This is a genomic window from Pseudomonas sp. NFACC37-1 (assembly GCF_900101575.1).
GTDB classification, from domain to species: Bacteria; Pseudomonadota; Gammaproteobacteria; order Pseudomonadales; family Pseudomonadaceae; genus Aquipseudomonas; species Aquipseudomonas fluorescens_AA.
Map to the genome: position 1 here is coordinate 78149 of NZ_FMUZ01000005.1, position 25906 is coordinate 104054.

19 protein-coding genes are annotated in these 25906 nt (G+C 61.1%); 7 read left to right on the forward strand and 12 right to left on the reverse strand.

Going from position 1 to position 25906, the window contains the following annotated elements; all coding sequences use genetic code 11:
* Positions 1-86: 86 nt before the first annotated feature.
* Positions 87-1136: an FAD:protein FMN transferase gene (locus BLP82_RS08245; RefSeq protein WP_371914125.1), complete on the reverse strand. Its 1050-nt coding sequence runs from the start codon at positions 1134-1136 to the stop codon at positions 87-89.
* A 165-nt stretch (positions 1137-1301) separates the two neighbouring features.
* Here BLP82_RS08245 and BLP82_RS08250 point away from each other — a divergent pair, with 165 nt between their 5' ends.
* Positions 1302-2600, forward strand: coding sequence for an MFS transporter (locus BLP82_RS08250; RefSeq protein WP_092166595.1), 1299 nt, complete (start codon positions 1302-1304; stop codon positions 2598-2600).
* A gap of 170 nt (positions 2601-2770) precedes the next feature.
* On the opposite strand, the gene BLP82_RS08255 is transcribed toward BLP82_RS08250, so the two are convergent.
* Positions 2771-4234, reverse strand: a complete 1464-nt coding sequence (locus BLP82_RS08255) for a glyceraldehyde-3-phosphate dehydrogenase (protein WP_060738403.1) — start codon at positions 4232-4234, stop codon at positions 2771-2773.
* Between the two features lie 168 nt (positions 4235-4402).
* On the opposite strand from BLP82_RS08255, the gene mfd reads away from it, so the two are divergent.
* Genes mfd through BLP82_RS08270 form a run of 3 tightly spaced genes read left to right on the forward strand, consistent with a single transcriptional unit; the run spans position 4403 to position 11134 of the window.
* Complete coding sequence (gene mfd / locus BLP82_RS08260) at positions 4403-7852, forward strand: transcription-repair coupling factor (protein ID WP_092166598.1); 3450 nt, start codon at positions 4403-4405, stop codon at positions 7850-7852.
* 10 nt (positions 7853-7862) lie between these two features.
* Positions 7863-8429 carry a CsiV family protein gene (locus tag BLP82_RS08265; protein ID WP_092166600.1) on the forward strand — a complete coding sequence of 189 codons (567 nt, stop codon included), beginning with the start codon at positions 7863-7865 and terminating at the stop codon, positions 8427-8429.
* 11 nt (positions 8430-8440) lie between these two features.
* Complete coding sequence (locus BLP82_RS08270) at positions 8441-11134, forward strand: DEAD/DEAH box helicase (RefSeq protein WP_092166603.1); 2694 nt, start codon at positions 8441-8443, stop codon at positions 11132-11134.
* A 94-nt stretch (positions 11135-11228) separates the two neighbouring features.
* Here the strand turns inward: BLP82_RS08270 and nagZ are convergent, their stop codons facing one another.
* Both nagZ and BLP82_RS08280 read right to left on the reverse strand, forming a co-directional pair.
* Complete coding sequence (gene nagZ / locus BLP82_RS08275; RefSeq protein WP_170842287.1) at positions 11229-12227, reverse strand: beta-N-acetylhexosaminidase; 999 nt, start codon at positions 12225-12227, stop codon at positions 11229-11231.
* Positions 12228-12410: 183 nt separating this feature from the next.
* Positions 12411-13118 carry a TetR/AcrR family transcriptional regulator gene (locus BLP82_RS08280; RefSeq protein WP_013692622.1) on the reverse strand — a complete coding sequence of 236 codons (708 nt, stop codon included), beginning with the start codon at positions 13116-13118 and terminating at the stop codon, positions 12411-12413.
* Between the two features lie 241 nt (positions 13119-13359).
* Here BLP82_RS08280 and lexA point away from each other — a divergent pair, with 241 nt between their 5' ends.
* Complete coding sequence (gene lexA, locus BLP82_RS08285; protein ID WP_003199651.1) at positions 13360-13968, forward strand: transcriptional repressor LexA; 609 nt, start codon at positions 13360-13362, stop codon at positions 13966-13968.
* Between the two features lie 10 nt (positions 13969-13978).
* Positions 13979-14452: an SOS-induced cell division inhibitor SulA gene (sulA, locus tag BLP82_RS08290; protein ID WP_092166607.1), complete on the forward strand. Its 474-nt coding sequence runs from the start codon at positions 13979-13981 to the stop codon at positions 14450-14452.
* A 71-nt stretch (positions 14453-14523) separates the two neighbouring features.
* On the opposite strand, the gene BLP82_RS08295 is transcribed toward sulA, so the two are convergent.
* The 7 genes from BLP82_RS08295 to BLP82_RS08325 form a co-directional block, all read right to left on the reverse strand.
* Positions 14524-14757 carry a hypothetical protein gene (locus BLP82_RS08295; RefSeq protein ID WP_003183419.1) on the reverse strand — a complete coding sequence of 78 codons (234 nt, stop codon included), beginning with the start codon at positions 14755-14757 and terminating at the stop codon, positions 14524-14526.
* Positions 14758-14863: 106 nt separating this feature from the next.
* Entirely contained in the window at positions 14864-15388 is a 525-nt protein-coding gene (locus BLP82_RS08300) for a DUF6586 family protein (RefSeq protein WP_092166610.1), read from the reverse strand.
* A gap of 236 nt (positions 15389-15624) precedes the next feature.
* A complete protein-coding gene (gene topA, locus BLP82_RS08305; protein ID WP_092166613.1) occupies positions 15625-18237 on the reverse strand; it encodes a type I DNA topoisomerase in 2613 nt (870 codons plus the stop codon).
* A gap of 115 nt (positions 18238-18352) precedes the next feature.
* Positions 18353-18589 (reverse strand): DUF1653 domain-containing protein, encoded by a 237-nt coding sequence (locus BLP82_RS08310; RefSeq protein WP_092166615.1) that lies wholly within the window; start codon positions 18587-18589, stop codon positions 18353-18355.
* A gap of 109 nt (positions 18590-18698) precedes the next feature.
* Positions 18699-19874 carry an acetyl-CoA C-acyltransferase FadA gene (fadA, locus tag BLP82_RS08315; RefSeq protein WP_060738412.1) on the reverse strand — a complete coding sequence of 392 codons (1176 nt, stop codon included), beginning with the start codon at positions 19872-19874 and terminating at the stop codon, positions 18699-18701.
* A 30-nt stretch (positions 19875-19904) separates the two neighbouring features.
* On the reverse strand, positions 19905-22052 hold the full coding sequence (gene fadB / locus BLP82_RS08320; RefSeq protein ID WP_092166618.1) for a fatty acid oxidation complex subunit alpha FadB: 2148 nt from the start codon (positions 22050-22052) through the stop codon (positions 19905-19907).
* A gap of 590 nt (positions 22053-22642) precedes the next feature.
* A complete protein-coding gene (locus tag BLP82_RS08325) occupies positions 22643-23080 on the reverse strand; it encodes a hypothetical protein (RefSeq protein ID WP_092166621.1) in 438 nt (145 codons plus the stop codon).
* A gap of 101 nt (positions 23081-23181) precedes the next feature.
* Between BLP82_RS08325 and BLP82_RS08330 the strand changes: the two genes are divergently transcribed.
* Complete coding sequence (locus BLP82_RS08330; RefSeq protein WP_060738415.1) at positions 23182-23622, forward strand: universal stress protein; 441 nt, start codon at positions 23182-23184, stop codon at positions 23620-23622.
* 168 nt (positions 23623-23790) lie between these two features.
* Here the strand turns inward: BLP82_RS08330 and BLP82_RS08335 are convergent, their stop codons facing one another.
* A complete protein-coding gene (locus BLP82_RS08335; RefSeq protein ID WP_092166622.1) occupies positions 23791-25707 on the reverse strand; it encodes an ATP-binding cassette domain-containing protein in 1917 nt (638 codons plus the stop codon).
* Positions 25708-25906: the final 199 nt, after the last annotated feature.

Consider the following 25906-nt stretch of genomic DNA (forward strand, 5'->3'; position numbering starts at 1 on the left):
ACGCCGCGCACATTACCCCTTGGTCGCGTCGTAGGCTAGTTTTGCCTGCGCTATTTCGCCACAGGTGACCTTTCAGGGCGCTGTCATCATTGAGGTTTTCCGCCCGTCATCCGTTCAAATGCTTCATTGGTGCGAACGACGAAACGGTCATTGTCCCGCAATACGAAAAATACCCCGACGCCCTGTTTCTGGGCATAGTCCCAACCCCGTTCAGGGCCGAGAATCAGCAACAGCGTCGATAGTCCATCGGCCATCAGCGCCGAAGGATGAATCACCGTGACTGACGCCAGGTTATGTAGGACCGGCGCACCAGTACGTGCATCAAAGGTGTGGGAATAACGCTGACCGCCCTGCTCGAAATAATGACGGTAGTCACCCGAGGTGGAAACGCCGTAGCCGTTGACCTCGATGACACGCTCCGCCACTTGCCGGTCATCCCGGGGCTCTTCCAGGGCGATGCGCCAGGCCGAACCATCGGGTTTGCGCCCAACCGCCTTGAGCTCCCCGGTGGCTTCGGCCAGGTAACTGTCGATGCCCAGGGCCTGGAGCCTGGCGGCGATCCGGTCGACGGCATAACCGGCGGCGATGCTGTTGAAGTCGACTTCCACCGCAGCGTCCTTGCACAACCGGTCGCCGTCGATGCGCAAATGACCATGCCCGACGCGCTGTCGCACCTGGGCCAAGGCTTGCGTGGTCGGCACTTTCTCTTCTCGGGATTGGGGACCGAAGCCCCACAGGTTCAGCAGCGGCTCCACTGTCAAATCGAACGAGCCGTCGCTTTGAATGGATAACTGTTCACCGACCCGAATCAATTCGAGGACCGGCCCCGGCATGACCTGGCAGCTATTGGCCGGTAATGCATTGAAACGCTCAATGTCCGAGTCACTGCGATAGGTCGAGAATTGCCGATCCACTTCGGCAAGGATGTTTTCCACCTCGACCTGCACCGTTTTCAGCGCGGGCCCGGCCGAATGCCTGACGTACTGAATGGAATAATGGCTGCCCATGGTCGGGCCATCGAAACGTTCCAGGGTGTCGCCGCCGCCACAACCGGACAACACGCCGGCCAGCACCACAAGCTTTCCCCACCGTCCAGTTAACAAATCTTCATCTCCCCTCAAAACCGCGCCGGCCATTATGAGCTTCAGCGCGTGCATGCGCGAACCTGTGGGAGCGAGCTTGCTCGCGATGGCGGTGCGTCAGCCACATCGATGCTGGTTGATCCACCGTTATCGCGAGCAAGCTCGCTCCCACAGGGTGCAGCGCTTTCATACAAGATTTGTCAGAGTGAGTACCTACCCATGCCTTCCACCACAAGCAACGGCAAGGCGATTTTTCGCGTTGTCAGCGGCAACTTCCTGGAGATGTTCGACTTCATGGTCTACGGCTTCTACGCCACGGCCATCGCCAAGACGTTCTTCCCCGCCGACAGTGCATTCGCCTCGCTGATGCTGTCCCTGGCCACGTTCGGTGCCGGGTTCCTGATGCGTCCCCTGGGGGCGATTTTCCTTGGTGCCTACATCGACCGCCACGGCCGCCGCAAAGGCTTGATCATCACCCTGGCGATGATGGCCATGGGCACCATACTGATCGCCTGCGTGCCAGGCTACGCCGTCCTCGGCGTGACGGCCCCCTTGCTGGTGCTGCTGGGCCGATTGCTGCAAGGCTTCTCCGCGGGCGTGGAGCTGGGCGGTGTGTCGGTCTACCTGGCGGAAATCTCCACGCCGGGGCGCAAGGGGTTCTTTGTCAGTTGGCAATCCGCCAGCCAACAGGCGGCCGTGGTGTTTGCCGGCCTGCTGGGGGTTGGCCTCAATCACTGGCTGAGCCCCCAGGAGATGGGCGATTGGGGCTGGCGCGTACCGTTCCTGGTGGGGTGCATGATTGTCCCGGCCATCTTCATGATTCGTCGTTCGCTGGAAGAAACACCTGAATTCCAAGCAAGAAAACACCGCCCCACCCTGTCGGAAATTGTCCGCTCCATCGGTCAGAACTTTGGAATTGTCTTGGCCGGCATGGCGCTGGTGGTGATGACCACCGTGTCGTTCTACCTGATCACCGCCTACACACCGACCTTTGGCAAGGCCGAGTTGAACCTGTCGGACCTGGATGCGCTGCTGGTCACCGTGTGCATCGGCTTGTCGAATTTCTTCTGGCTGCCTGTGATGGGGGCGTTTTCCGACAAGATCGGACGCAAACCCCTGCTGCTCGGTGCGACGATCCTGGCGATCCTGACTGCCTATCCGGCGCTGTCCTGGCTGGTAGCCAACCCCAGCTTCAGCCATTTGCTGATCGTCGAGCTGTGGTTGTCGTTCCTGTACGGATCCTACAACGGTGCGATGGTGGTGGCCTTGACGGAAATCATGCCGGTTGAAGTGCGCACCACCGGTTTCTCCCTGGCCTACAGCCTGGCGACGGCAACGTTCGGCGGATTTACTCCGGCAGCCTGTACCTACCTGATCCATGTGCTCGACAACAAGGCTGCACCGGGGATATGGCTCAGTGGGGCGGCGGTGCTGGGCTTGATTGCGACCCTGGTGTTGTTCAAGGGCAATCGGCATGAATTGCGGACCGCGCAAGCTTCGATGGCGAGCGGCGCCTGATAGATTCCTTCGCGAGCAAGCCCGCTCCCACATTGGAACGCATACATCGGCAACAACTCGGTCAACTGTGGGAGCGGGCTTGCTCGCGAAGAGGCCGGGACACTCAACACAAAACCTCCAGATACAAAAACGCCCCGACAAGTCGGGGCGTTTTCACAAGCGGCTAAGGCTTAGCGCGGGAACGCTGGCGGGTTTACCCCGGCCATGTCTTCCATCACGCGAACCACCTGGCAGCTGTAACCGAACTCATTGTCGTACCAGACGTACAGGACAACGCGGTTGTCTTGGCTGATGGTGGCCTCGGCATCCACGACACCGGCGTGGCGCGAGCCCACGAAGTCGGTGGAGACCACTTCCTGGGAATTGACGAAGTCGATCTGCTTGTGCAGATCGGAGTGCAGCGCCATGTAGCGCAGGTACTCGTTCATCTCTTCACGGGTGGCGGCTTTCTCAAGGTTCAGGTTGAGAATCGCCATCGACACGTTCGGCGTCGGCACGCGGATCGCATTGCCGGTCAGCTTGCCGGCCAGTTCAGGCAGGGCCTTGGCGGCGGCGGTGGCGGCACCGGTCTCGGTGATGACCATGTTCAGCGCGGCACTGCGGCCACGGCGATCGCCCTTGTGGAAGTTGTCGATCAGGTTCTGGTCGTTGGTGTACGAGTGAACCGTTTCGACGTGACCGTTGACGATGCCGAACTTGTCGTTCACGGCCTTGAGCACCGGCACGATGGCGTTGGTAGTGCAAGAGGCGGCGGAAACGATCTTGTCGTCAGCGGTGATGTCGCCGTGGTTGATGCCGTGAACGATGTTCTTCAGCTTGCCCTTGCCTGGCGCGGTCAGGACAACGCGGTCGACACCCGGGCAAGCCAGGTGCTGGCCCAGGCCTTCGGCGTCACGCCATACACCGGTGTTGTCCACCAGCAGCGCATCCTTGATACCGTACTGGGTGTAGTCAACCTCGGTCGGGTTCTTCGCGTAGATCACCTGGATCAGGTTGCCGTTGGCGGTGATGGTGTTGTTTTCTTCGTCGATGGTGATAGTGCCGTTGAACGAACCATGGACCGAGTCACGGCGCAGCAGGCTGGCACGCTTGGTCAGGTCGTTCTCGGCGCCCTTGCGCACCACGATGGCCCGCAGGCGCAGGCCGTCGCCACCACCGGTCTTTTCAATCAGGATGCGCGCCAGCAGACGGCCGATACGACCGAAGCCGTACAGGACCACGTCAGTGCCTTTGCGAGCCGAAACGTTCTGCTGGCCAACCACATCAGCCATCTCTTCACGAACGAACTGCTCGGCGCTACGGCCATTGCCTTCGTTGCGGAACTTGAACGCCAACTTGCCCAGGTCCACCGACGCCGCGCCGAGCTTGAGCTCGCTCATGGCCTTGAGCAGTGGGAATGTTTCGTGGACGGAGAGTTCGCTGTCGTCGGAAGAACGGTGGCGAGCAAAGCGGTGGGCTTTGAGGATCGCGATGACAGACTGGTTGATCAGGCTGCGGCCATAGATCGAGCTCACCACGTTGTTATTGCGGTAGAGCTGACCGATGAGAGGGATCATCGCTTCGGCGAGCGCTTCACGATCAATCCATTCACCAAGACACTGGTCGGGCTTCTGAGTCACGGTAACCTTCCACATGTAGGGGCTGAAAAAAGGGGCTACATTATGCCGCCGAGTCCTCGGCGGAGCAATGCGCGCCCGTCGCGCCGTGGTTTTCCTGCCGGCCTGGGTAGTCTGCGACTGACAGCAGCCCCCTTCCCCCGCTACAATTGTCGACTTTGTCGCAATGCTGGAGCTCAATCTTCCGTGCCCGTTCTGCGTCTTCCGCTTCTCCCTGCCGCGGCAGGTAAACAGCACTGGGGCAATCTGCCCGGTGCCGCCCTGAGCCTGGCCATCGCCGAGGCTGCCAGCGCTGCAAAGCGTTTTACCCTGCTACTGACCGCCGACAGCCAAAGCGCCGAACGGTTGGAACAGGAGCTGAGTTTTTTCGCTCCGGATTTGCCGGTCTTGCATTTCCCGGACTGGGAAACCCTGCCCTACGATCTGTTTTCACCGCACCAGGACATCATTTCCCAGCGAATCGCCAGCCTTTATCGGCTGCCGGAGCTCAGTCATGGCGTTTTGGTAGTGCCGATCACCACGGCCCTACATCGCCTGGCCCCGACCCAATTCCTGCTCGGCAGCAGCCTGGTGCTGGACATCGGCCAGAAGCTCGACGTCGAGCAAATGCGCACTCGCCTCGAGGCCAGTGGCTATCGTTGCGTCGACACGGTGTACGAGCACGGCGAGTTCGCGGTGCGTGGCGCCTTGATCGACCTGTTCCCGATGGGCAGCAAACTGCCCTATCGCATCGACCTGTTCGATGACGAAATCGAGACCCTGCGCACCTTCGACCCGGAAAACCAGCGCTCCATCGACAAAGTGCAGTCGATCCGCCTGTTGCCGGCCAAGGAGTTCCCGCTGCAGAAAGACGCCGTGACCCGTTTCAAGGCGCGCTTTCGCGAGCGCTTCGATGTGGATTTCCGCCGCTGCCCGATCTTCCAGGACCTGAGCAGCGGGATCACCCCCGCCGGTATCGAGTATTACCTGCCGCTGTTTTTCGAAGAAACCTCCACCCTGTTCGATTACCTGCCCCAGGACACCCAGGTGTTTTCCCTGCCGGGCATCGAGCAGGCAGCGGAAAACTTCTGGAACGACGTGCGCAACCGCTACGAAGAGCGTCGCGTCGACCCTTCCCGGCCTTTATTACCGCCGGCCGAACTGTTCCTGCCGGTGGAAGACTGCTTTGCCCGCCTCAAGAGCTGGCCGCGGGTGGTGGCAAGCCAGCAGGACGTGGAAACCGGCGTCGGCCGTGAACGCTTCCCGGCCAAGGCGTTGCCGGACCTGGCCATCGAAGCCAAGGCCACGCAGCCATTGGCGGCACTGGCGGGCTTTCTCGACGCATTCCCCGGTCGCGTCCTGTTCACCGCTGAATCCGCGGGGCGTCGCGAAGTGCTGTTGGAACTGCTCGAACGCCTGAAGCTGCGGCCGAAGACAGTGGACAGTTGGCCGGACTTCGTCGCCGGCAAGGATCGCCTGGCGATCACCATCGCGCCGTTGAACGACGGCTTGGTCCTGGATGACCCGGCCCTCGCACTGGTGGCGGAAAGTCCTTTGTTCGGCCAGCGCGTCATGCAGCGCCGCCGTCGCGAGAAACGCGCCGACGCCGCCAACGACGCCGTCATCAAGAACCTCACCGAGCTGCGCGAAGGCGCGCCGGTGGTGCACATCGACCACGGCGTGGGCCGCTACCTGGGCCTGGCGACACTGGAAATCGACAACCAGGCAGCCGAGTTCCTGACCCTGGAATACGCCGAGGGCGCCAAGCTCTACGTGCCGGTGGCGAACCTGCACCTGATCGCCCGCTACACCGGCAGCGACGACGCCCTCGCCCCACTGCATCGCCTGGGCTCGGAAACGTGGCAGAAAGCCAAGCGCAAGGCGGCCGAACAGGTGCGCGACGTGGCCGCCGAACTGCTGGACATTTACGCCCGTCGCGCCGCCCGCGAGGGCTACGCCTTCGCCGATCCGAAAGCCGACTACGAAACCTTCAGCGCCGGTTTCCCGTTCGAAGAAACCGTCGACCAGCAGACCACCATCGAAGCCGTGCGCGCCGACATGCTCGCGCCCAAGCCCATGGACCGACTGGTGTGCGGCGACGTGGGCTTCGGCAAGACCGAAGTGGCAATGCGTGCCGCGTTCATTGCCGTGCACGGTGGCAAGCAGGTGGCGATCCTGGTCCCGACCACCCTGCTCGCCCAGCAGCACTACAACAGTTTCCGCGACCGCTTCGCCGACTGGCCGGTGACCGTGGAAGTGATGAGCCGCTTCAAATCCACCAAGGAAGTGAACGCCGCCGTGGCCGAACTGGCCGAGGGCAAGATCGACATCGTCATCGGCACGCACAAGCTGCTGCAGGACGACGTGAAGATCAAGAACCTGGGGCTGGTGATCATCGACGAAGAACACCGTTTTGGCGTGCGCCAGAAAGAACAGCTCAAGGCCCTGCGCAGCGAAGTCGACATCCTGACCCTGACCGCCACGCCGATCCCCCGCACGCTGAACATGGCGGTGTCGGGCATGCGCGACCTGTCGATCATCGCCACGCCGCCGGCCCGGCGCCTGTCGGTGCGCACCTTTGTCATGGAGCAGAACAAAAGCACGGTCAAGGAAGCCTTGCTGCGTGAGCTGCTGCGTGGTGGCCAGGTCTATTACCTGCACAACGACGTGAAGACCATCGAGAAATGCGCCGCCGACCTGGCCGAACTGGTGCCGGAAGCGCGCATCGGCATCGGCCACGGGCAGATGCGCGAACGTGAACTCGAACAGGTGATGAGCGACTTCTACCACAAACGCTTCAACGTGCTGATCGCCTCGACCATCATCGAGACCGGCATCGACGTACCGAGCGCCAACACCATCATCATCGAGCGCGCCGACAAATTCGGCCTGGCCCAACTGCACCAGTTGCGCGGCCGGGTCGGTCGTAGCCACCACCAGGCCTATGCCTACCTGTTGACGCCACCGCGCCAGCAAATCACCCCGGATGCGGAAAAGCGCCTGGAAGCCATCGCCAACACCCAGGACCTCGGTGCCGGCTTCGTGCTGGCCACCAACGACCTGGAAATCCGTGGCGCCGGCGAATTGCTCGGCGACGGCCAGAGTGGCCAGATCCAGGCCGTCGGCTTCACCCTGTACATGGAAATGCTCGAACGGGCGGTCAAGTCGATCCGCAAGGGCGAACAGCCGAACCTCGATCAACCCCTGGGCGGCGGGCCGGAAATCAATCTGCGCGTGCCAGCGTTGATCCCGGAAGACTACCTGCCGGACGTCCACGCACGGCTGATTCTCTACAAACGCATCGCCTCGGCCAGCGACGAGGAGGGCCTCAAGGACCTGCAGGTGGAGATGATCGACCGCTTCGGCCTGCTGCCGGAACCGACCAAGAACCTGGTGCGCACCACGCTGCTCAAGCTCAAGGCCGAGCAACTGGGCATCAAGAAAGTCGATGGCGGCCCCAACGGCGGCCGGATCGAGTTCGAAGCCCAGACTCCGGTCGACCCGCTGGTGCTGATCAAGTTGATCCAAGGCCAGCCCAAACGCTACAAATTCGAAGGGGCCACGATGTTCAAATTCATGGTGCCCATGGAACGCGCGGAAGAGCGTTTCAATACCGTAGAGGCGCTGTTCGAGCGCCTCACTCCGACCACTGCTTGAAGGACGCCCCATGCGCCTGTTTCGCTCACTGACCTTGTTGTTGACCCTGGTCGCTCCCCTGGCGTTTGCCGATGACCTGTATCAGGTTGAAATGATTCTGGTCCGCCAGAACGCCGAGCCGGCGATTGTCAGCCGCGCCGCACCGGAAGACTGGGACGCCGGCGCGCAACGCCTGGGTGCGGAAAGCCAGCGCACGCCGGCCCTGGGCAACATCGTCGAGAAACTCACCGCCAGCGGCCAATACACGGTACTGATGCACAAGGCCTGGCAGCAGACGCTCGGTGAACAGGGCCGCAAAGTCGCCATCAGCGACGGTGCCGAACAGTTCGGCCAATTCCCCATCGAGGGCACCCTGGAACTGAAACTGGGCCGTTTCACCGACGTGGATGCCGATTTCTGGATCAACCAGATCGACGCCAATGGCCTGGTCACCGCCAGCGAGCGCCTCAAACAGCAGAGCCATACCAAGAATGGCCAACTGAATTTCCTCGATAACGGTCACCTCGGCCTGCTGATCAAGATCACCTCGCTGACCGCGCCCGCGCCACGGCAGGCACCTGAAGTCATTCCGGACTGATTGGCGCGCCTATGCCCTCGCCCCTGAGCAAACCCCTGGCACCTTCCTGGGTCAATCGATTCAAGGAACAGAGCCTGGAGCGCGGACGCCGTTACGCGCTGGAAAACCGCGTCAGGATCGTCGAGGCCGGCGACAGCACCATCACCGCCAGTTGCGAAGGCTCTGGCGGTAACGTCTACCGTCAGACCATTCGCCTTAAAGAGTCAGCCAAGGGCGCGTTGATTCTGCTCGAAGCCGCGTGCTCCTGCCCGGTGCGCATCAACTGCAAGCATTGCGCGGCGGTGCTGCTGCAAGTCCAGGAAACCCTGGCCTACCCGGCCGCCGAAAAAGACGCGCAACTGCTGGAAAAACTCCAGGCCGTGCTGGACAACCGCACCCCCAAGGCCCCACCGCAAGTGCTGGTGGACAACGTACAACCGGTGCCGCGCCTGTGGCTGGCCAGTATCGAGTTCAGCGCCTTCGAGCCACGCAACGGCAAGATGCAACGCTACATCCAGCACCGCGCCGCCTTGTCCTTCAGTTATCTGGACGAGTACGTCAGCGGCCAGCGCAACACCGATGTGCTGATTCGCCAGGAAACCCAGACGCTGCGGATAAAACGCCACACCGATGTGGAACAGTCCTACCGCGAACAGCTGCGAATCCTCGGCTTCAAGGTTGCGACCCGACAAAGCAAGGCCCTGCCGGAAAGCGCTGGCGAACTGTACGAAATGGTCAACGACAGCGCCTGGCTGACGTTCACCCTCAACGACCTGCCGAAACTGCGCACCCAGGGCTGGGAATTGCAGATCGACGAGGACTTCGGCTTCGACCTGACGGCCGTGGACGAGTGGTACGCCACGGTCGAGGAAACACCGGAACGGGATTGGTTCGACCTGGAACTGGGGATCATCGTCAACGGCGAGCGCCTGAGCCTGCTGCCAATCCTGTTGAACCTGATGCGCTCGCACATCGAGTTGTTCAACCCGGAACGCCTGGCCAGGCGCCGGGACGATGAACTGATTCTGGTCAACCTGCCCAACCGCCCGAACTCTGAGTTCGGCCCGCAGCAGGTGGCCCTGCCCTATGGCCGGCTGAAACCGGTGCTGGCGACCCTGGGCGAGTTCTACCTGCAAGAACCCGGCACCACCAAACTGCGCCTCAACAGCGCGGACGCCTTGCGCCTGAACCCGCTGCAAGACATGCCCCTGACCTGGGAAGGTGGCGAACACATTCGCGGCCTGGCCCAACGCCTGCGGGATATCAAGGATTACACCGCCAGCGCGCCTGAAGGCCTGAATGCGACGCTACGGCCTTATCAACTCGAAGGCTTGAGCTGGATGCAATCACTGCGACAGCTGGAAGTCGGCGGCATCCTCGCGGACGACATGGGCCTGGGTAAAACCCTACAGACCCTGGCGCATATTCTCAGTGAAAAAAACGCTGGGCGTCTCGATCGCCCGTGCATGGTGGTGATGCCCACCAGCCTGATTCCCAACTGGCTCGACGAGGCCGCTCACTTCACACCGCAACTCAAGGTACTGGCCCTGTATGGCGCCGGGCGCAAAAAGCATTTCGAACGACTGGCCGATTACGACCTGGTCCTCACCACCTATGCCCTGCTACCCAAGGATGTCGAACGCCTGGCCGCGCAGCCATTGCACGTGCTGATCCTCGATGAAGCCCAGTACATCAAGAACCCCACCAGCAAAGCCGCCCAGGCCGCCCGCGAGCTGAACGCCCGCCAGCGGCTGTGCCTGTCCGGTACGCCCCTGGAAAACCACCTAGGCGAACTGTGGTCGTTGTTTCACTTCCTGCTGCCGGGCTGGCTCGGGGATGTCAAGAGTTTCAACCGCGATTACCGCGTACCGATCGAAAAGCGCGGCAGCGATGTACGACTGCAGCACCTCAACGGTCGGATAAAACCCTTCCTGCTGCGGCGGACCAAGGAACAAGTGGCGACCGAGCTGCCGCCCAAGACCGAGATCATCCATTGGGTCGAACTCAGCGATGCCCAGCGGGACGTCTACGAAACCATGCGCCTGGCGATGGACAAGAAGGTCCGCGACGAGATCACGCGCAAAGGCGTGGCCCGCAGCCAGATCATCATTCTCGAGGCACTGCTCAAGCTGCGCCAGGTGTGTTGCGACCTGCGCCTGATCAACGACGCCACCCTGCCCGCCCGAGGCAGCACCTCGGGCAAGCTCGACAGTCTGATGGAAATGCTCGACGAGCTGTTTGAAGAAGGCCGTCGGGTGCTGCTGTTTTCCCAGTTCACGTCCATGTTGGCGCTGATTGAAGATGAGTTGAAGAAACGCGGTGTCGATTACGCCATCCTGACGGGCCAGACCCGGGACCGTCGTACGCCCGTCAAGGAGTTCCAGAGTGGCAAGCGTCAGATCTTTCTGATCAGCCTGAAGGCCGGTGGCGTAGGCCTGAACCTGACCGAGGCCGACACGGTGATTCACTACGACCCATGGTGGAACCCGGCCACCGAAAACCAGGCGACCGACCGTGCCTACCGCATCGGCCAGGAAAAGCCGGTGTTCGTCTACAAGCTGATTGCCCGAGGTACGGTGGAAGAGAAGATCCAGCTGCTGCAAAAGGAAAAGTCCGACCTCGCGGCCGGCGTGCTGGACGGACGCGTGGCCGGAGATTGGAAATTGCAGAGCGACGATATCGAGGCGCTGTTCGCCCCTCTGCCGGACAAGCTGGAAAAGCGCTGACCCCCTCAATTCTTGTGGGAGCCTAGCTTGCTCGCGATAGCGGTGGTTCAGCGGGCGTAGATGTTGACTGTATGCCTTCCCACATTGCTCAGCGCTAATCAATCAGCTGGGCAGCCCTCAGCGCGCCGAGCGCCGCCAGCCAACGAGGGTCCTGGCGGTATTCCGTGGAAGCATAGGCCTGGCCGCGCATACGGGCGATCCGCGCCGAAGGCTTGACCTTCAGGCGTTGGGCAGCGCTCAAGGCCAACTCCGCGGCGGCGCGATCATTGCACACCAGCCCCATGTCGCAACCCGCCGTCAACGCCGCCTCGATACGACTGGCGGCATCACCGACCACATGGGCACCGGCCATCGACAAATCGTCGCTGAAAATCACGCCATCGAACTGCAAATCGCCGCGCAGGATGTCCTGCAACCAGCGGCGGGAAAACCCGGCTGGATTGGCGTCAACCTGCGGATAGATGACATGGGCCGGCATCACGGCGGCCAGTTGCTTGCTCAACCTGGCAAACGGTACCAGGTCGTTGGCCCGAATCTGTTCGAGGCTGCGCTCATCGGTCGGAATCGCCACATGGGAATCGGCCTCGGCCCAACCATGCCCCGGGAAGTGCTTGCCGGTGGCGGCCATGCCGGCGGCGCTCATTCCACGGATGAAGGCACCGGCCAGCAACGCCGCGCGCTCGGGGTCGCCTTCGAAGGAACGACTGCCGACGACGGCGCTGCGCTGGTAGTCGAGATCCAGCACCGGGGCAAAACTCAAGTCGAGACCAACCGCCAACACTTCGGTGGCCATGATCCAGCCGCACTGCTCGGCCAGGTATTCGGCGTTCGGGTTGTCGGCTATCGCCCGCATCGCCGGCAACCGCACAAACCCCTGGCGCAGCCGTTGAACGCGGCCACCTTCCTGGTCCACGGCCAATAGAAGGTCGGGACGAATGGCGCGGATCGACGCGCTCAGCTCGCGCACTTGCCGCGGATGCTCGATATTGCGGGCAAAAATGATCAGGCCGCCCACCTCTGGCTGGCGTAACAGGTGGCGATCTTCGGCCGTCAGCCAGGTACCGGCGACGTCCACCATCAACGAGCCTTGCAGGCCAGCAGTCATAGCATTTCCTTAATAACGATGAACCCGCGAGGTGACGCAGGCATGAGCAAACTGCCAGGCGCAAGGCCCGGCAAGTCGTGGTCAGGCACTAAAGAATGGAACGGGTTCGAAACGAGAGTCGGCATGGGCGGCTAGCTTAGCGGATGTGGGCAGCCGCGCCCACCCGCGCACTCAAGCCTTGGCCAGCGCCGGCGTCGACTTGCTGCGTGGACGCAGTTGCGCGGCCGCCATGGCCTCATCGGTGACGCCGCTTTCGGCACGCATGCCAGCCGCCAGGAACGGCACCATCAGGCGCATCACCTGCTCGATCGACGTGTTCACGCCAAAATCGGTTTCAGCGATGGCCCGCAGCGCCTTGATCCCGGACATGCTGAACGCGGCGGCGCCGAGCATGAAGTGCACTCGCCAGAACAATTCGATGGGCGGGATGCGCGGTGCAGCCTCGTTGACCAACAGCATGTAGCGACGAAACACCTTGCCGTACATGTCTTCCAGGTAACGCCGCAGGTGGCCCTGGCTCTGGCTGAAGGCCAGGCCCAGCAGGCGCATGAAAATGGACAGGTCGTTACCGCTGCGCGGTTGCACGACAAGGGCTTGCTCGACCAGGATTTCCAGCAGCTCTTCCAGGGTAGGCTTGACGTCAGGCTTGGCCTGGCGCCGCTCCAGTTCACGATCGAGGCTGAGGCAGAAAGGCCCGAGGAAGCGCGAGAAGACTGCTTGGATCAAGGCCTTTTTCGAGCCGAAGTGATAATTCACCGCCGCCAGGTTGACGCCGGCCTTGCTGGTGATCAGACGCAATGAGGTTTCGGCGAAACCTTTTTCCGCGAACAACTGCTCGGCAGCATCGAGAATGCGTTCAACGGTTTCCGACTGGGCCATGGTTACTCCGCCTGACAAACACTTGTTTGAAACATACGTTTCAGCCTAGGGGTTGTCAAGCCTGCCGGGGCGTTTTGCGAACGCCCGGTCACGTATTTAACCACACCTTTTCACAGGCGGTAGCCCTGCCCCATCCAACAACCCGACCGACCGTCCAGCGGCCGGTGGAAAAAGGAGGATTGCCAAGCGGCGTTCACTGTATATAATCCCAGTCACTGTATAAAAAGACAGAGCGATCAATATGCTAAAGCTGACGCCACGCCAAGCAGAGATTCTGGCCTTCATCAAACGCTGCCTCGAAGACAACGGCTACCCGCCGACCCGGGCGGAAATCGCCCAGGAACTGGGTTTCAAGTCGCCCAACGCGGCTGAAGAGCACCTCAAGGCGCTGGCGCGCAAGGGCGCGATCGAAATGACCCCGGGCGCATCCCGTGGCATTCGTATCCCCGGCTTCGAAGCCAAGGCCGACGAAACCACCCTGCCGATCATCGGCCGGGTCGCGGCGGGCGCGCCGATCCTTGCCCAGCAGCACGTCGAGGAATCCTGCAACATCAACCCTTCGTTCTTTCATCCCCGGGCCGACTACCTGCTTCGTGTACACGGCATGAGCATGAAGGACATCGGCATCTTCGACGGTGACCTCCTGGCCGTCCACACCACCCGCGAAGCCCGCAATGGCCAGATCGTGGTGGCGCGAATCGGCGATGAGGTGACCGTCAAACGCTTCAAGCGCGACGGCAGCAAGGTCTGGCTCATTGCCGAGAACCCGGAGTTCGCCCCCATCGAAGTGAACCTGAAAGATCAGGACCTGGTCATCGAAGGCTTGAGTGTCGGCGTCATTCGCCGCTAAAGGAGGCTTTATGCAGTTCCCTCACGCACCACAACACACACAACTTCCGCTGTTCGAGGCATTCATGGCCCAACCGCTGGTTCCAGTCCTGAAAGAGGTCATCGAATCGCCCTGGGGCGTCGAACCCGAGGCCTTCAGCGAACTGTCGTTACGTGGTGCGGCCGGAAACTGCCTGAACCTGCTGGCGCCGATTCTGCGAGAACTCAGCCAGGACCAGGATGCTCGCTGGTTGACGCTGATCGCTCCACCGGCCAGCGTTACCCAAGCCTGGCTGCGGGACGCCGGCCTGAACCGTGAGCGCATCCTGTTGCTGCAACCACGAGGCACCCAAAGCGCCCAACAGTTGACTTGCGAGGCCTTGCGCCTGGGCCGTAGCCACACCGTGGTCAGCTGGCTCAACCCATTGACCACCGCCGCACGGCAACAGTTGATCAGCGCCGCCCGCACCGGGGACGCACAAAGCTTGAATATTCGATTGGGCTAAGACAAACGCGGGGCTTCTCCAAAGTAGAGAAGCCGACCAGCCACACGATTCAAAAAAGCCGACAGACGGGATCAGTGAAGAACCCGCGGCCCCTCTTCCTTGTTGAATTCGCCTTCAACCAGGCGACCTGCCATCTGGACGCCCACGCTCAGCATCGCCTTGGCGACTTCGACGTGTTGGCCCTGGAGGAATACCTTGGCATCTTCGGAGAAGTTCAAGGTCACCAGAGAACCTTCGTCCTCGGCCCTGCGCAGCTCGATGCGGCCATCAGGAAGTTCGACAATTTCTAGAAAGGACGTAGGCATAAAAGTCTGTTCTCCACCAAAGGCGAGGATTATATAGTCATCGGCCAGGCTCCGCTCGGGATCTTGACCAAGCGTTATCAACGAACGTAACGGGCCGAGTGGAAACTCAGCACTCGTTCAACCCTTCACGAAAGCGTATCGCCAGGCTCTTGAGGTTCTGGCGCCAGCTCTCCAGTTCCTCCCGGCTCAACGCCTGCTCTGGGTCTTGCTCATCCAGATTGACCGCCACGATCAACGGTTGGGTCACGTCCCCCTTGGGCTTGCGCGGGGCCCGGGGCGGCTCGAATAGCGCCGCATGGGCCGCCAATAGCTTCGCAAGCCAGGTTTCCGGGTTATGCGCCAGCTCGACCATTTCGGCCAGCTCCGGAATCGCGATGGTTTCCAGCGCTTCGCGGGTCAACAGCAGCTCGGCCCGCGGGGCATTCGCTTGTGGCAGGCGATAGAAACCGGCGATTTCATGGCACAACCCCAACAACGCACCGTACAGATGAAACAGCGCGGACTCACGTCCTGCCTGGAGCAGTGCCGGGGAGTTCATCGCACGCCCGTCCTCGGCCCTGGTGAGTGCTTCGAGCGACAGGCCGGCGAAATAGATTTTCTGATTGGTGCGGGTATAGAGTTCGTGGGCCATGGCGGCATCTCCCCAACGAAATGAAAGCTTCACGCAAGTGCGACAGTGTCGTGGATCAACCGAGGCCACTGCAAGCCAAAAACAAAAAGGCCGCATGAAAACCTGTGGGTTGTCATGCGGCCTTTCTGTTAGATCCATGCGGATTTAGCGATTGTAGAGGGCGGCTACGCCACCAGCGGGAGCAAGCTCCCTCGCCACAAGAGCCTCAACCCCGCCCTCCAGACAAGCCCTGGCGATCAGCGCTTGTCTTCAACGGTCCATTTACCGCCATCGTAGTACGCCTTCCAGCCTGTCGGCTTGCCGTCGACTTCGGTCTGCACGTACTGCTCCTTGGTCTTGCGGCTGTAGCGAATGACCGCAGGGCGCCCGTCCGGATCCTTCTGCGGTGCCTCACAGAGGAAATGGTACTTCGGATCGATTTCGTCCTTGTGCGGCACGATCTCCATCACCAATGGCGCACGGGTCTCACGGTTTTTCGGGAACTGGCTGGCTGCCAGGAACAGGCCGGAAGCGCCGTCACGCAAGATATAGGTGTCGTTGACCTTCTCGCACTTGAGCTCCGGCATTTTCACCGGATCCATCTTCGGCGGCGCCGCGTCACCGCTCTTGAGCAGTTTGCGGGTGTTCTTGCAGGTCGGGTTGGTGCAGCCGAAGAACTTGCCGAAACGGCCGGTCTTGAGCTGCATCTCGCTGCCACACTTGTCGCATTCCAGGCTCGGGCCTTCGTAGCCCTTGATGCGATAAGTGCCCTCTTCAATCTCGTAGCCGGCACAGTCCGGATTGTTGCCGCAGATGTGCAGCTTGCGCTTCTCATCCAGCAGGTAGGCATCCATCGCCGTGCTGCAGATCGGGCAGCGATGCTTGCCACGCAGCACCAGGGATTCCGATTCGCCCTCGTCGTCCGCGGCGATTTCGTCGCCCGGCACCAGGTTGACCGTCGCCTTGCAGCGCTCCTTGGGCGGCAGGCTGTAGCCCGAGCAACCGAGGAAGACACCGGTCGAAGCGGTACGGATTTGCATCGGACGGCCGCAGGTCAGGCACGGGATGTCGGTCATGACCGGCTGGTTGGCCCGCATGCCGTTGTCCGGACTCTCCGCCACTTCAAGTTTTTTCTTGAAGTCGCCGTAGAACTCGTCGAGAACGTTTTTCCAGTCCCGCTCGCCCTGGGCCACATCGTCGAGGTTCTCTTCCATGCCGGCGGTGAAGCCGTAGTCCATCAGGTTCGAGAAGCTCTCGGACAAACGCTCGGTGACGATGTCACCCATCTTTTCCGAATAGAAACGACGGTTGTGCAGCGCTACATAACCGCGGTCCTGGATGGTGGAAATGATGGCGGCGTAGGTCGAAGGACGACCGATGCCGCGCTTTTCCATTTCCTTGACCAGGCTGGCTTCGGAGTAACGGGCCGGCGGCTTGGTGAAATGCTGGGTCGGATCGAGCTTGATCAGCTTCATCACGTCGCCCTGGGCCATGTCGGGCAGGACGTCGTCATCCCCAGGCTTGGTGATTTGCGGCATGACGCGGGTGTAGCCGTCGAACTTCAGGATGCGGCCCTTGGCACGCAACTCGAAGTCACCGGCACCGACGCTGACCGTGGTCGACAGGTATTGCGCCGGCAGCATCTGGCAAGCCAGGAACTGGCGCCAGATCAGCTCGTAGAGACGCTCGGCATCGCGCTCCATGCCCGACAGCTTGCTTGGCTCGGTGTTGGCATCGGACGGACGAATCGCTTCGTGAGCCTCCTGCGCACCTTCCTTGCTGCTGTAGACGTTCGGTGTGTCCGGCAGGTACTTCTTGCCGAACTCGCTTTCTATATAAGTGCGCGCCATCGCCACGGCATCGGCCGACAGGTTGGTCGAGTCGGTACGCATATAGGTGATGTAGCCGGCTTCGTACAGACGCTGGGCCATCATCATGGTTTTTTTCACGCCAAAGCCCAGGCGGTTGCTTGCGGCCTGTTGCAGCGTGGAGGTGATGAACGGCGCCGACGGCTTGCTGCTGGTCGGTTTGTCTTCGCGCTTGACGATGCTGTAGCTGGAAGCCTTGAGCTTCTCCAGTGCCGCCATGGCCTGGGCTTCGTTGAGCGGCTTGAAGGCCTCGCCCTTCTCGCGGGCCACGTCGAAACGCACGGCCGCGCCCTTGGCGGTGCCGAGGTCGGCGTGAACTTCCCAGTACTCTTCAGGGATGAACGCCCGGATCTCGCGCTCGCGCTCCACCACCAGCTTCACGGCGACCGACTGCACTCGCCCGGCCGACAGGCCGCGGGCGATCTTGGCCCACAGCAGCGGCGAGACCATGTAACCCACCACGCGGTCGAGGAAACGACGCGCCTGCTGGGCGTTGACCCGATCGATATCCAGCTCGCCTGGCTGGGAGAAGGCTTCCTGGATGGCCTTCTTGGTAATTTCGTTGAACACCACGCGCTTGTAGCGGCTGTCATCCCCACCGATGGCTTCGCGCAGGTGCCAGGCAATGGCTTCCCCTTCGCGGTCCAAGTCCGTCGCGAGATAGATGGTGTCGGCATCCTTGGCGAGCCGGCGCAGCTCTTCGATGACCTTTTCCTTGCCCGGGAGGATCTCGTACTTGGCTTTCCAGCCGTGTTCCGGATCGACCCCCATGCGCGAAACCAGCTGCTTGCGCGCCTTGTCCTTGGGCGACAGCGCCGGCGCTTCACCGGCAGCAGCCTTGCCGCGCTTGGCGGCAGGCTCCTTGCTGGCGCTAGCCGAACCGCTGGTGGGCAGGTCTCGGATATGGCCGATACTCGACTTCACCACGTATTGGTTGCCCAGATACTTGTTGATGGTCTTGGCCTTAGCCGGGGATTCCACAATGACCAGCGATTTGCCCATGGATCAGAAAATTCCTGAATTCTAAAAAGTGAAAGGCGGTTGGCGCCTGACGCGGCACCGCTATATATAGTGGCTGCAAGGTGAGGTCAAGCGCAGGGTTGCCCGCATGCCGGCCTCAAGGCGTGGTAAAAATGCTCTCCTCGGCCTGCACCAAAGCAAAGCGTGGCACCTGCTCGCCGTCAACCTCGACGGACTCCTGGAACATGCTCAAGGGGCGTACCCAAAAGCCGTAATCGCCATACAGGGCTTGATAGAACACCACTTCCTCTTCGGTCTCGGAATGCCGCGCGATGCTGAATACGCGGTACTGCGGACCTTTGTAATGCTGGTAGAGCCCAGGTTGTATCGGCATGTCTTGGCCCTCACTCAAATCTTTTCAAAATAAAAACAAAATTTTTTCTACTAAACCCGGAAAAAACAAAAACCGGGGCACTTGGCCCCGGCTTCCATCGACGCAACGCTTAGACGCGTTCGAAGACGGTGGCGATGCCCTGGCCGAGGCCAATGCACATGGTGGACACACCGAAGGTGCCGCCATTCTGCTTCATGACGTTGAGCAGCGTGCCGGAGATACGCGCACCGGAGCAACCGAACGGGTGACCCAGGGCGATCGCGCCGCCGTGCAGGTTAACCTTCTCGTTCATCTTGTCGAGCACTTTCAAATCTTTCAGCACGGGCAGGGCCTGTGCGGCGAAAGCTTCGTTGAGCTCGAAGAAGTCGATATCGGCAATGCCCAAGCCTGCGCGCTTCAAGGCTTTCTGCGTGGCCGGCACTGGACCATAGCCCATGATTGCCGGGTCCACACCCGCCACGGCCATCGACCGGATCACTGCCATCGGCTGGATACCCAGGTCCTGGGCACGCTGGGCCGACATCACGATCATGCACGAAGCGCCGTCGGTGATTTGCGACGAAGTACCGGCTGTCACGGTGCCGCCCTTCGGATTGAAGGCCGGCTTCAGGGCGGCCAGGCTTTCCAGGGTGGTTTCCGGACGAATGGTCTCGTCGTAGTCGAACAGCTTCAGGAAGCCATTCTCGTCGTAGCCCTGCATCGGGATGATCTCATCCTTGAACTTGCCTTCCACGGTCGCCTTGTGGGCGAGCTGGTGGGAGCGCACGCCGAAGGCATCCTGCTGTTCGCGGCTGATGCCGTGCATTTTGCCGAGCATTTCCGCAGTCAGGCCCATCATGCCCGACGCTTTTGCCGCGTACAGCGACATGTGCGGGTTCGGATCGACGCCGTGCATCATGCTCACGTGGCCCATGTGTTCGACACCACCGACGACGAACACATCACCGTTGCCGGTCATGATCGCCTGGGCGGCGGTGTGCAGTGCGCTCATGGACGAACCGCACAGGCGGCTGACGGTCTGGCCCGCCGCGGTGTGAGGGATCTGGGTCATCAGCGAGGCCATGCGGGCGATGTTCCAGCCCTGCTCCAGGGTCTGGTTCACACAGCCCCAGATCACGTCTTCGACTTCGTTCGGGTCGACCTTGACGTTGCGCTCCAGCAGCTTGCTGATCAGGTGCGCCGACATGTCTTCGGCGCGGGTGTTGCGGTGCATGCCGCCCTTGGAGCGGCCCATCGGCGTACGACCGAAGTCGACAATCACGACGTCTCTAGGATTCAAGCTCATAAATGTTCTCTCGCTCTAGTCGTTGGGCGCTTAACCGAAGAAACGCTGGCCGCTCTTGGCCATTTCACGCAGCTTCGCGGTCGGGTGGTACAGCGCGCCCAGATCAGCGTACTGGTCAGCCAGGGCAACGAACTCGGCCACACCGATCGAATCGATGTAACGCAGCGCACCGCCACGGAATGGAGGGAAACCGATACCGTAGACCAGCCCCATGTCGGCTTCGGCGGCGGTTTCGACAATGCCGTCTTCCAGGCAACGCACGGTTTCGAGGCACAGCGGGATCATCATCCAGTTGATGATGTCCTCGTCGGTGACTTCCCGCTGCTCGTAGACGATCGGCTTGAGCACTTCCAGCACCGACGAGTCGGCGACTTTCTTCTGCTTGCCGCGCTTGTCGGTCTCGTAGGCGTAGAAGCCCTTGCCATTCTTCTGGCCCAGGCGCTTGGCTTCGTAGAGCACGTCGACGGCCGAACGACGGTCGTCCTTCATGCGGTCCGGGAAGCCTTCAGCCATGACGTCGCGACCGTGGTGGCCGGTGTCGATGCCGACCACGTCCATCAGGTACGCCGGGCCCATCGGCCAGCCGAATTTTTCCATGATCTTGTCGATGCGCACGAAGTCCACACCGGCGCTGACCAGCTTGGCGAAACCACCGAAGTACGGAAACAGCACGCGGTTGACCAAAAAGCCCGGGCAGTCATTGACGACGATCGGGTTCTTGCCCATTTTCTTGGCGTAGGCCACGGTGGTGGCCACCGCCAGTTCGCTGGACTTCTCTCCACGGATCACTTCCACCAGCGGCATCATGTGCACCGGGTTGAAGAAGTGCATGCCGACGAAGTTCTCCGGACGCTTGAGGGCCTTGGCCAGCAGCGAAATGGAGATGGTCGAGGTGTTCGAGGCGAGGATGGTGTCCTCTTTGACTTTGTCTTCGACTTCAGCCAGTACCGCCTGCTTGACCTTCGGGTTCTCGACAACCGCTTCGACCACCAGGTCGACATGGCCGAAATCGCCATAGGACAGGGTCGGACGAATGCCGTTGAGCACTTCGGCCATCTTCGCGGCGGTCATGCGGCCTTTGTCGACACGACCCACCAGCAGCTTGGCGGCTTCGGCCAGGCCCTGCTCGATCCCGTGTTCGTTGATATCCTTCATCAGGATCGGCGTGCCTTTGGACGCCGACTGGTAGGCGATGCCGCCCCCCATGATACCGGCGCCGAGCACGGCGGCCTGCTTCACGTCACGGGCGATTTCGTCGTAGGCCTTGGCCTTTTTCTTCAGTTCCTGGTCGTTGAGGAACAGGCCGATAAGGCTTTGTGCAGCCGAGGTCTTGGCCAGCTTGACGAAGCCGGCGGCCTCGACTTCCAGGGCTTTGTCGCGACCGAAGTTCGCGGCTTTCTGGATGGTCTTGATCGCTTCGACCGGCGCCGGGTAGTTCGGGCCTGCCTGACCGGCCACGAAACCCTTGGCGGTTTCGAAGGCCATCATTTGTTCGATGGCGTTGAGCTTGAGCTTTTCCAGCTTCGGCTGGCGCTTGGCCTTGTAGTCGAACTCGCCGCTGATGGCACGCTTGATGGTTTCAAGGGCCGCTTCCTGGAGCTTGCCAGGTTCGACCACGGCATCCACGGCACCGACTTTCAGCGCGTCTTCGGCACGGTTTTCCTTGCCGGCGGCAATCCACTCGATAGCGTTGTCGGCACCGATCAGGCGCGGCAGGCGCACGGTGCCGCCAAAGCCCGGGTAGATGCCCAGCTTGACTTCCGGCAGGCCGATCTTGGCCGTGGTGGCCATGACGCGGTAATCCGCCGCCAGGCACATTTCCAGGCCGCCACCCAGGGCGATGCCGTTGATGGCCGCGACGGTCGGTACGTTGAGGTCTTCGAAGTCGCTGAAAATACGGTTGGCTTCGAGGTTGCCAGCGATCAGTTCGGCATCGGGCAGCTTGAAGTTGTCGACGAATTCGGTGATGTCGGCACCAACGATGAACACGTCCTTGCCGCTGCTGACGATCACACCCTTGATCGAAGCATCTGCCTTGATAGTGTCTACGGCCTGACGCAATTCATTCAGGGTTAGACGGTTGAACTTGTTGACGGACTCACCCTTGAGGTCGAATTTCAGTTCGACGATGCCACTTTCAAGAGCCTTAACCGTGATGGCTTTACCTTCGTAAATCATCAACTGATCTCCACGATATGGAAGCTGAACAGTACACGTTGGACGCTGACCACTGGTTCGACACTGACGTTACCGTCGATGCTACGCCAATCCGCCAGGCACACCCGTCAACGCGATAGTCGGGGTCTGTAGGAGCTGTCTGAAAATACAAACGCTCAATTCATACGCCCGTTTGATTTGGGTACGTCACCTTCACGGAATTTCCGACAATTGTCAATCGCCCTAAACACAGGCGTGAACGCGACTTTACGGTCATTTCCGTACCCTACGGATCCGCAACACGGCGCCGCATGAGAAGCCATTCATAGAATCAATAATTAGAAAAGTCGCCCTAATTCCAGACAGATCGGATCCAGCCGACTACGCTGTCCGGGTACGATTGAATTTTGCGGAATGAAGGGCGCTGCGAACGCACCCCTGACACGAGATGGATTACCGGCCTGCCTGGCCAACCCGCCCGATGAGACTGTCGGGCTTTTTTATGCCCGAATGTAGGAGCTGCCGAAGGCTGCGATCTTTTGATCTTTCTCAAGATTCAATGAGCCTGGAAAGATCGCAGCCTCGCTGGGCTCGACAGCTCCTACTGCGGATCAGGCCAGCGCCTTTAGGACTTCGGCAATATCCTGCAAAACAGTGGCGTCGCCTTTCTCGCCCCAATACAAGGCGATCATTTGCCGGTCGGCTTCGACTTTGTAGACGTTGGCCGGCAATTTTTCGAAATGATTGAGCAGGGACTCATCCAGGCAGACTTCCCGCCACTGATTGACCCAGACGCCCGGCGCAGTTTGCCAGTAGCTCCAGCAGGCCGGCTGGCTGCCGCGTCGGGGCCGACAGTACTGGGCACAGGGGTTTGGCGGCTGCTGGCCAAGCCAGTGCGGCCACTCTTGTGGCGCCAGTTGCATGGCCAGTCCCAGGCGCCGCGCCTCCATGCGCAAGGCCATGCGACCGCTCTGTACACGGGACGGACGCAACCATGCCAGCGGACTTAACACCACCAACAGGATTGACAGCACTATCCAGACCGTCATATTCGTACTCCCCGATTCTGATGAGCCCATTGACCCAGGTGGCGTCAATGCGCTTGAAACCAGCCATACTTACCGTATCGCAATTCTCTGGAGTGCCTTCCATGTACTACAACCACGTTCTGGTCGCCGTTGACCTCACTGAAGAATGCGATCCGGTCGTCAAGCGCGCCCTCGCCCTCTGCGAAGGCCGGGACACCCAGCTGTCACTGGTGCATATCGTCGAACCGATGGCCATGGCCTTCGGCGGCGACGTGCCGATGGACCTTTCCCAGTTGCAGCAGCAGCAATTTGACCAGGCCAAGGAACGCCTTGACCGACTGATCGTGAAATACCCGGCCCTGAAGAAGGAATTCAGCCACCTGACGTACGGCCAGCCGCGCCAGGAGATCCATCACCTGGCCAAGGAACAGGGTTGCGACCTGATTGTCGTCGGCAGCCATGGTCGCCACGGTTTGGCGCTGCTGCTGGGCTCGACCGCCAACGATGTGCTGCATGGCGCGCCTTGCGATGTGCTGGCGGTGCATCTGGTCAAGCGCACATAAACCTAAACCTGTGGGAGCGAGCTTGCTCGCGATCGCGGTAGATCAGCAGCATTGATGCTGACTGTCACACCGCTATCGCGAGCAAGCTCGCTCCCACAAGGGGATGGCGTTTCAAGTAAACAATCCCGGCGCTCATTGCTGAACGCCGGGATTTTTCTCGACGGTGGATCACACGTCCAGCTCGGCCCAACGCTCGACCAATGCATCCAGCTCGGCTTGCAGTTGCTCCAGGTGCGCAATCACCTTGGCGGTTTCGGCAGCAGGTCGCTGGTAGAACCCGGCCTCGGCCATTTCGGCTTCTACCGCTGCGATCTGCTGCTCCTTCGCGTCGATATCACCCGGCAAGGCTTCCAGTTCACGCTGCAGCTTGTAGCTGAGCTTTTTCTTTGCCGGGGCCGGGGCTGCTGCGGCAACCGGCGCAGGTTCGGCCTTGACCACGGCCGAGTTCAGGTCGGCCTTGCCGGACTTGCTCTCGGTGACCCCCAGCAGACGCGGCGAGCCACCCTGGCGCAGCCAGTCCTGATAGCCACCGACGTATTCGCGAACCAGGCCTTCGCCTTCGAACACCAGGGTGCTGGTGACCACGTTGTCGAGGAATGCCCGGTCGTGACTGACCATCAGAACGGTGCCGTTGAAGGTCAGCAGCACCTCTTCCAGCAATTCGAGGGTTTCCACGTCCAGGTCGTTGGTGGGCTCGTCGAGCACCAGCAGGTTCGCCGGCTTGCTGAACAACTTGGCCAGCAACAGACGGGCGCGCTCACCACCCGACAACGCCTTGACCGGCGTACGGGCACGCTGGGGGCTGAACAGGAAATCGCCGAGGTAGCTCAGCACATGGCGGCTCTGGCCATCGATATCGATGAAATCGCGGCCTTCGGCGACGTTGTCGATCACGGTCTTTTCCAGATCCAGTTGATGACGCAACTGGTCAAAGTAGGCGACGTCGATCTTCGTGCCCTCTTCCACCTTGCCGCTGGTGGGCACCAGGCCGCCGAGCATCAGCTTGAGCAAAGTGGTCTTGCCAGTGCCGTTGGCGCCCAGCAGGCCGATGCGATCGCCACGCTGCAGCACCATGGAAAAGTCCTTGATCAGGAACGGGCCGCCAGGGTGCGCGAAACTCACGTTCTCCAGGACCATCACCTGCTTGCCGGACTTGTCAGCGGTATCCAACTGAATGTTGGCCTTGCCGGTGCGCTCGCGACGCTCGCTGCGCTCCACGCGCAACGCCTTGAGCGCACGCACACGGCCTTCGTTGCGGGTGCGACGCGCCTTGATGCCCTGGCGAATCCAGACTTCTTCCTGGGCCAGCTTCTTATCGAACAGTGCGTTAGCGGTTTCTTCCGCCGCCAGCGCCGCTTCCTTGTGCACCAAGAAGCTGGCGTAGTCGCCGTTCCAGTCGATCAGGCCGCCGCGGTCCAATTCAAGGATGCGCGTCGCCAGGTTCTGCAGGAAGGAACGGTCGTGGGTGATGAACAGCACCGCCCCCTGGAAGTCTTTCAGGGCTTCTTCAAGCCAGGCGATGGCGCCGATGTCCAGGTGGTTGGTCGGTTCGTCGAGCAGCAGCAGGTCCGGCTCGGAGACCAGGGCCTGGGCCAGCAGGACGCGGCGACGCCAACCGCCGGACAACTCGGCGAGGGTCTTGTCGGCCGGCAATTGCAGGCGGCTCAGGGTGCTGTCGACCAACTGCTGCAGGCGCCAGCCGTCTCGGGCCTCAAGGTCGTGCTGCACGTGCATCAACTTGTCCAGGTCGGCATCGGTGACGATGTTCTGGCTCAGGTGGTGATACTCGGCCAACAGCGCGCCGACACCGTCCAGGCCTTCGGCGACCACATCGAACACGGTCCGCTCGTCGGCCACCGGCAGTTCCTGGGGCAATTCGCCGATTTTCAGGCCTGGCGCACGCCAGACCGAGCCGTCGTCGGGCTTTTGATCGCCCTTGACCAGCTTCATCATGCTGGACTTGCCAGTGCCGTTTCGGCCGATGATGCACACCCGCTCACCACGGGCGATCTGCCAGGACACCTTGTCCAACAACGGCATAGCGCCGAAAGCAAGGGACACATCGCTGAATTTGAGCAGGGTCATGAGCTTCTCCAAAAACCGGGCGCGCATTCTACCTGAGATGAGGCCTCAAGGGTCCGCCAATTTCGCCACTGAAGCACTCTGCATAACAAATGTTGCGAACTTGCACCGACAGCCCCGCAAAGCTTTCGCCGGCTGCTGGCAAAAGGCTAAGCTACAGACAGTTACCCTGGGTTCACCCTTGGGCTTGTCATGTTTTTTT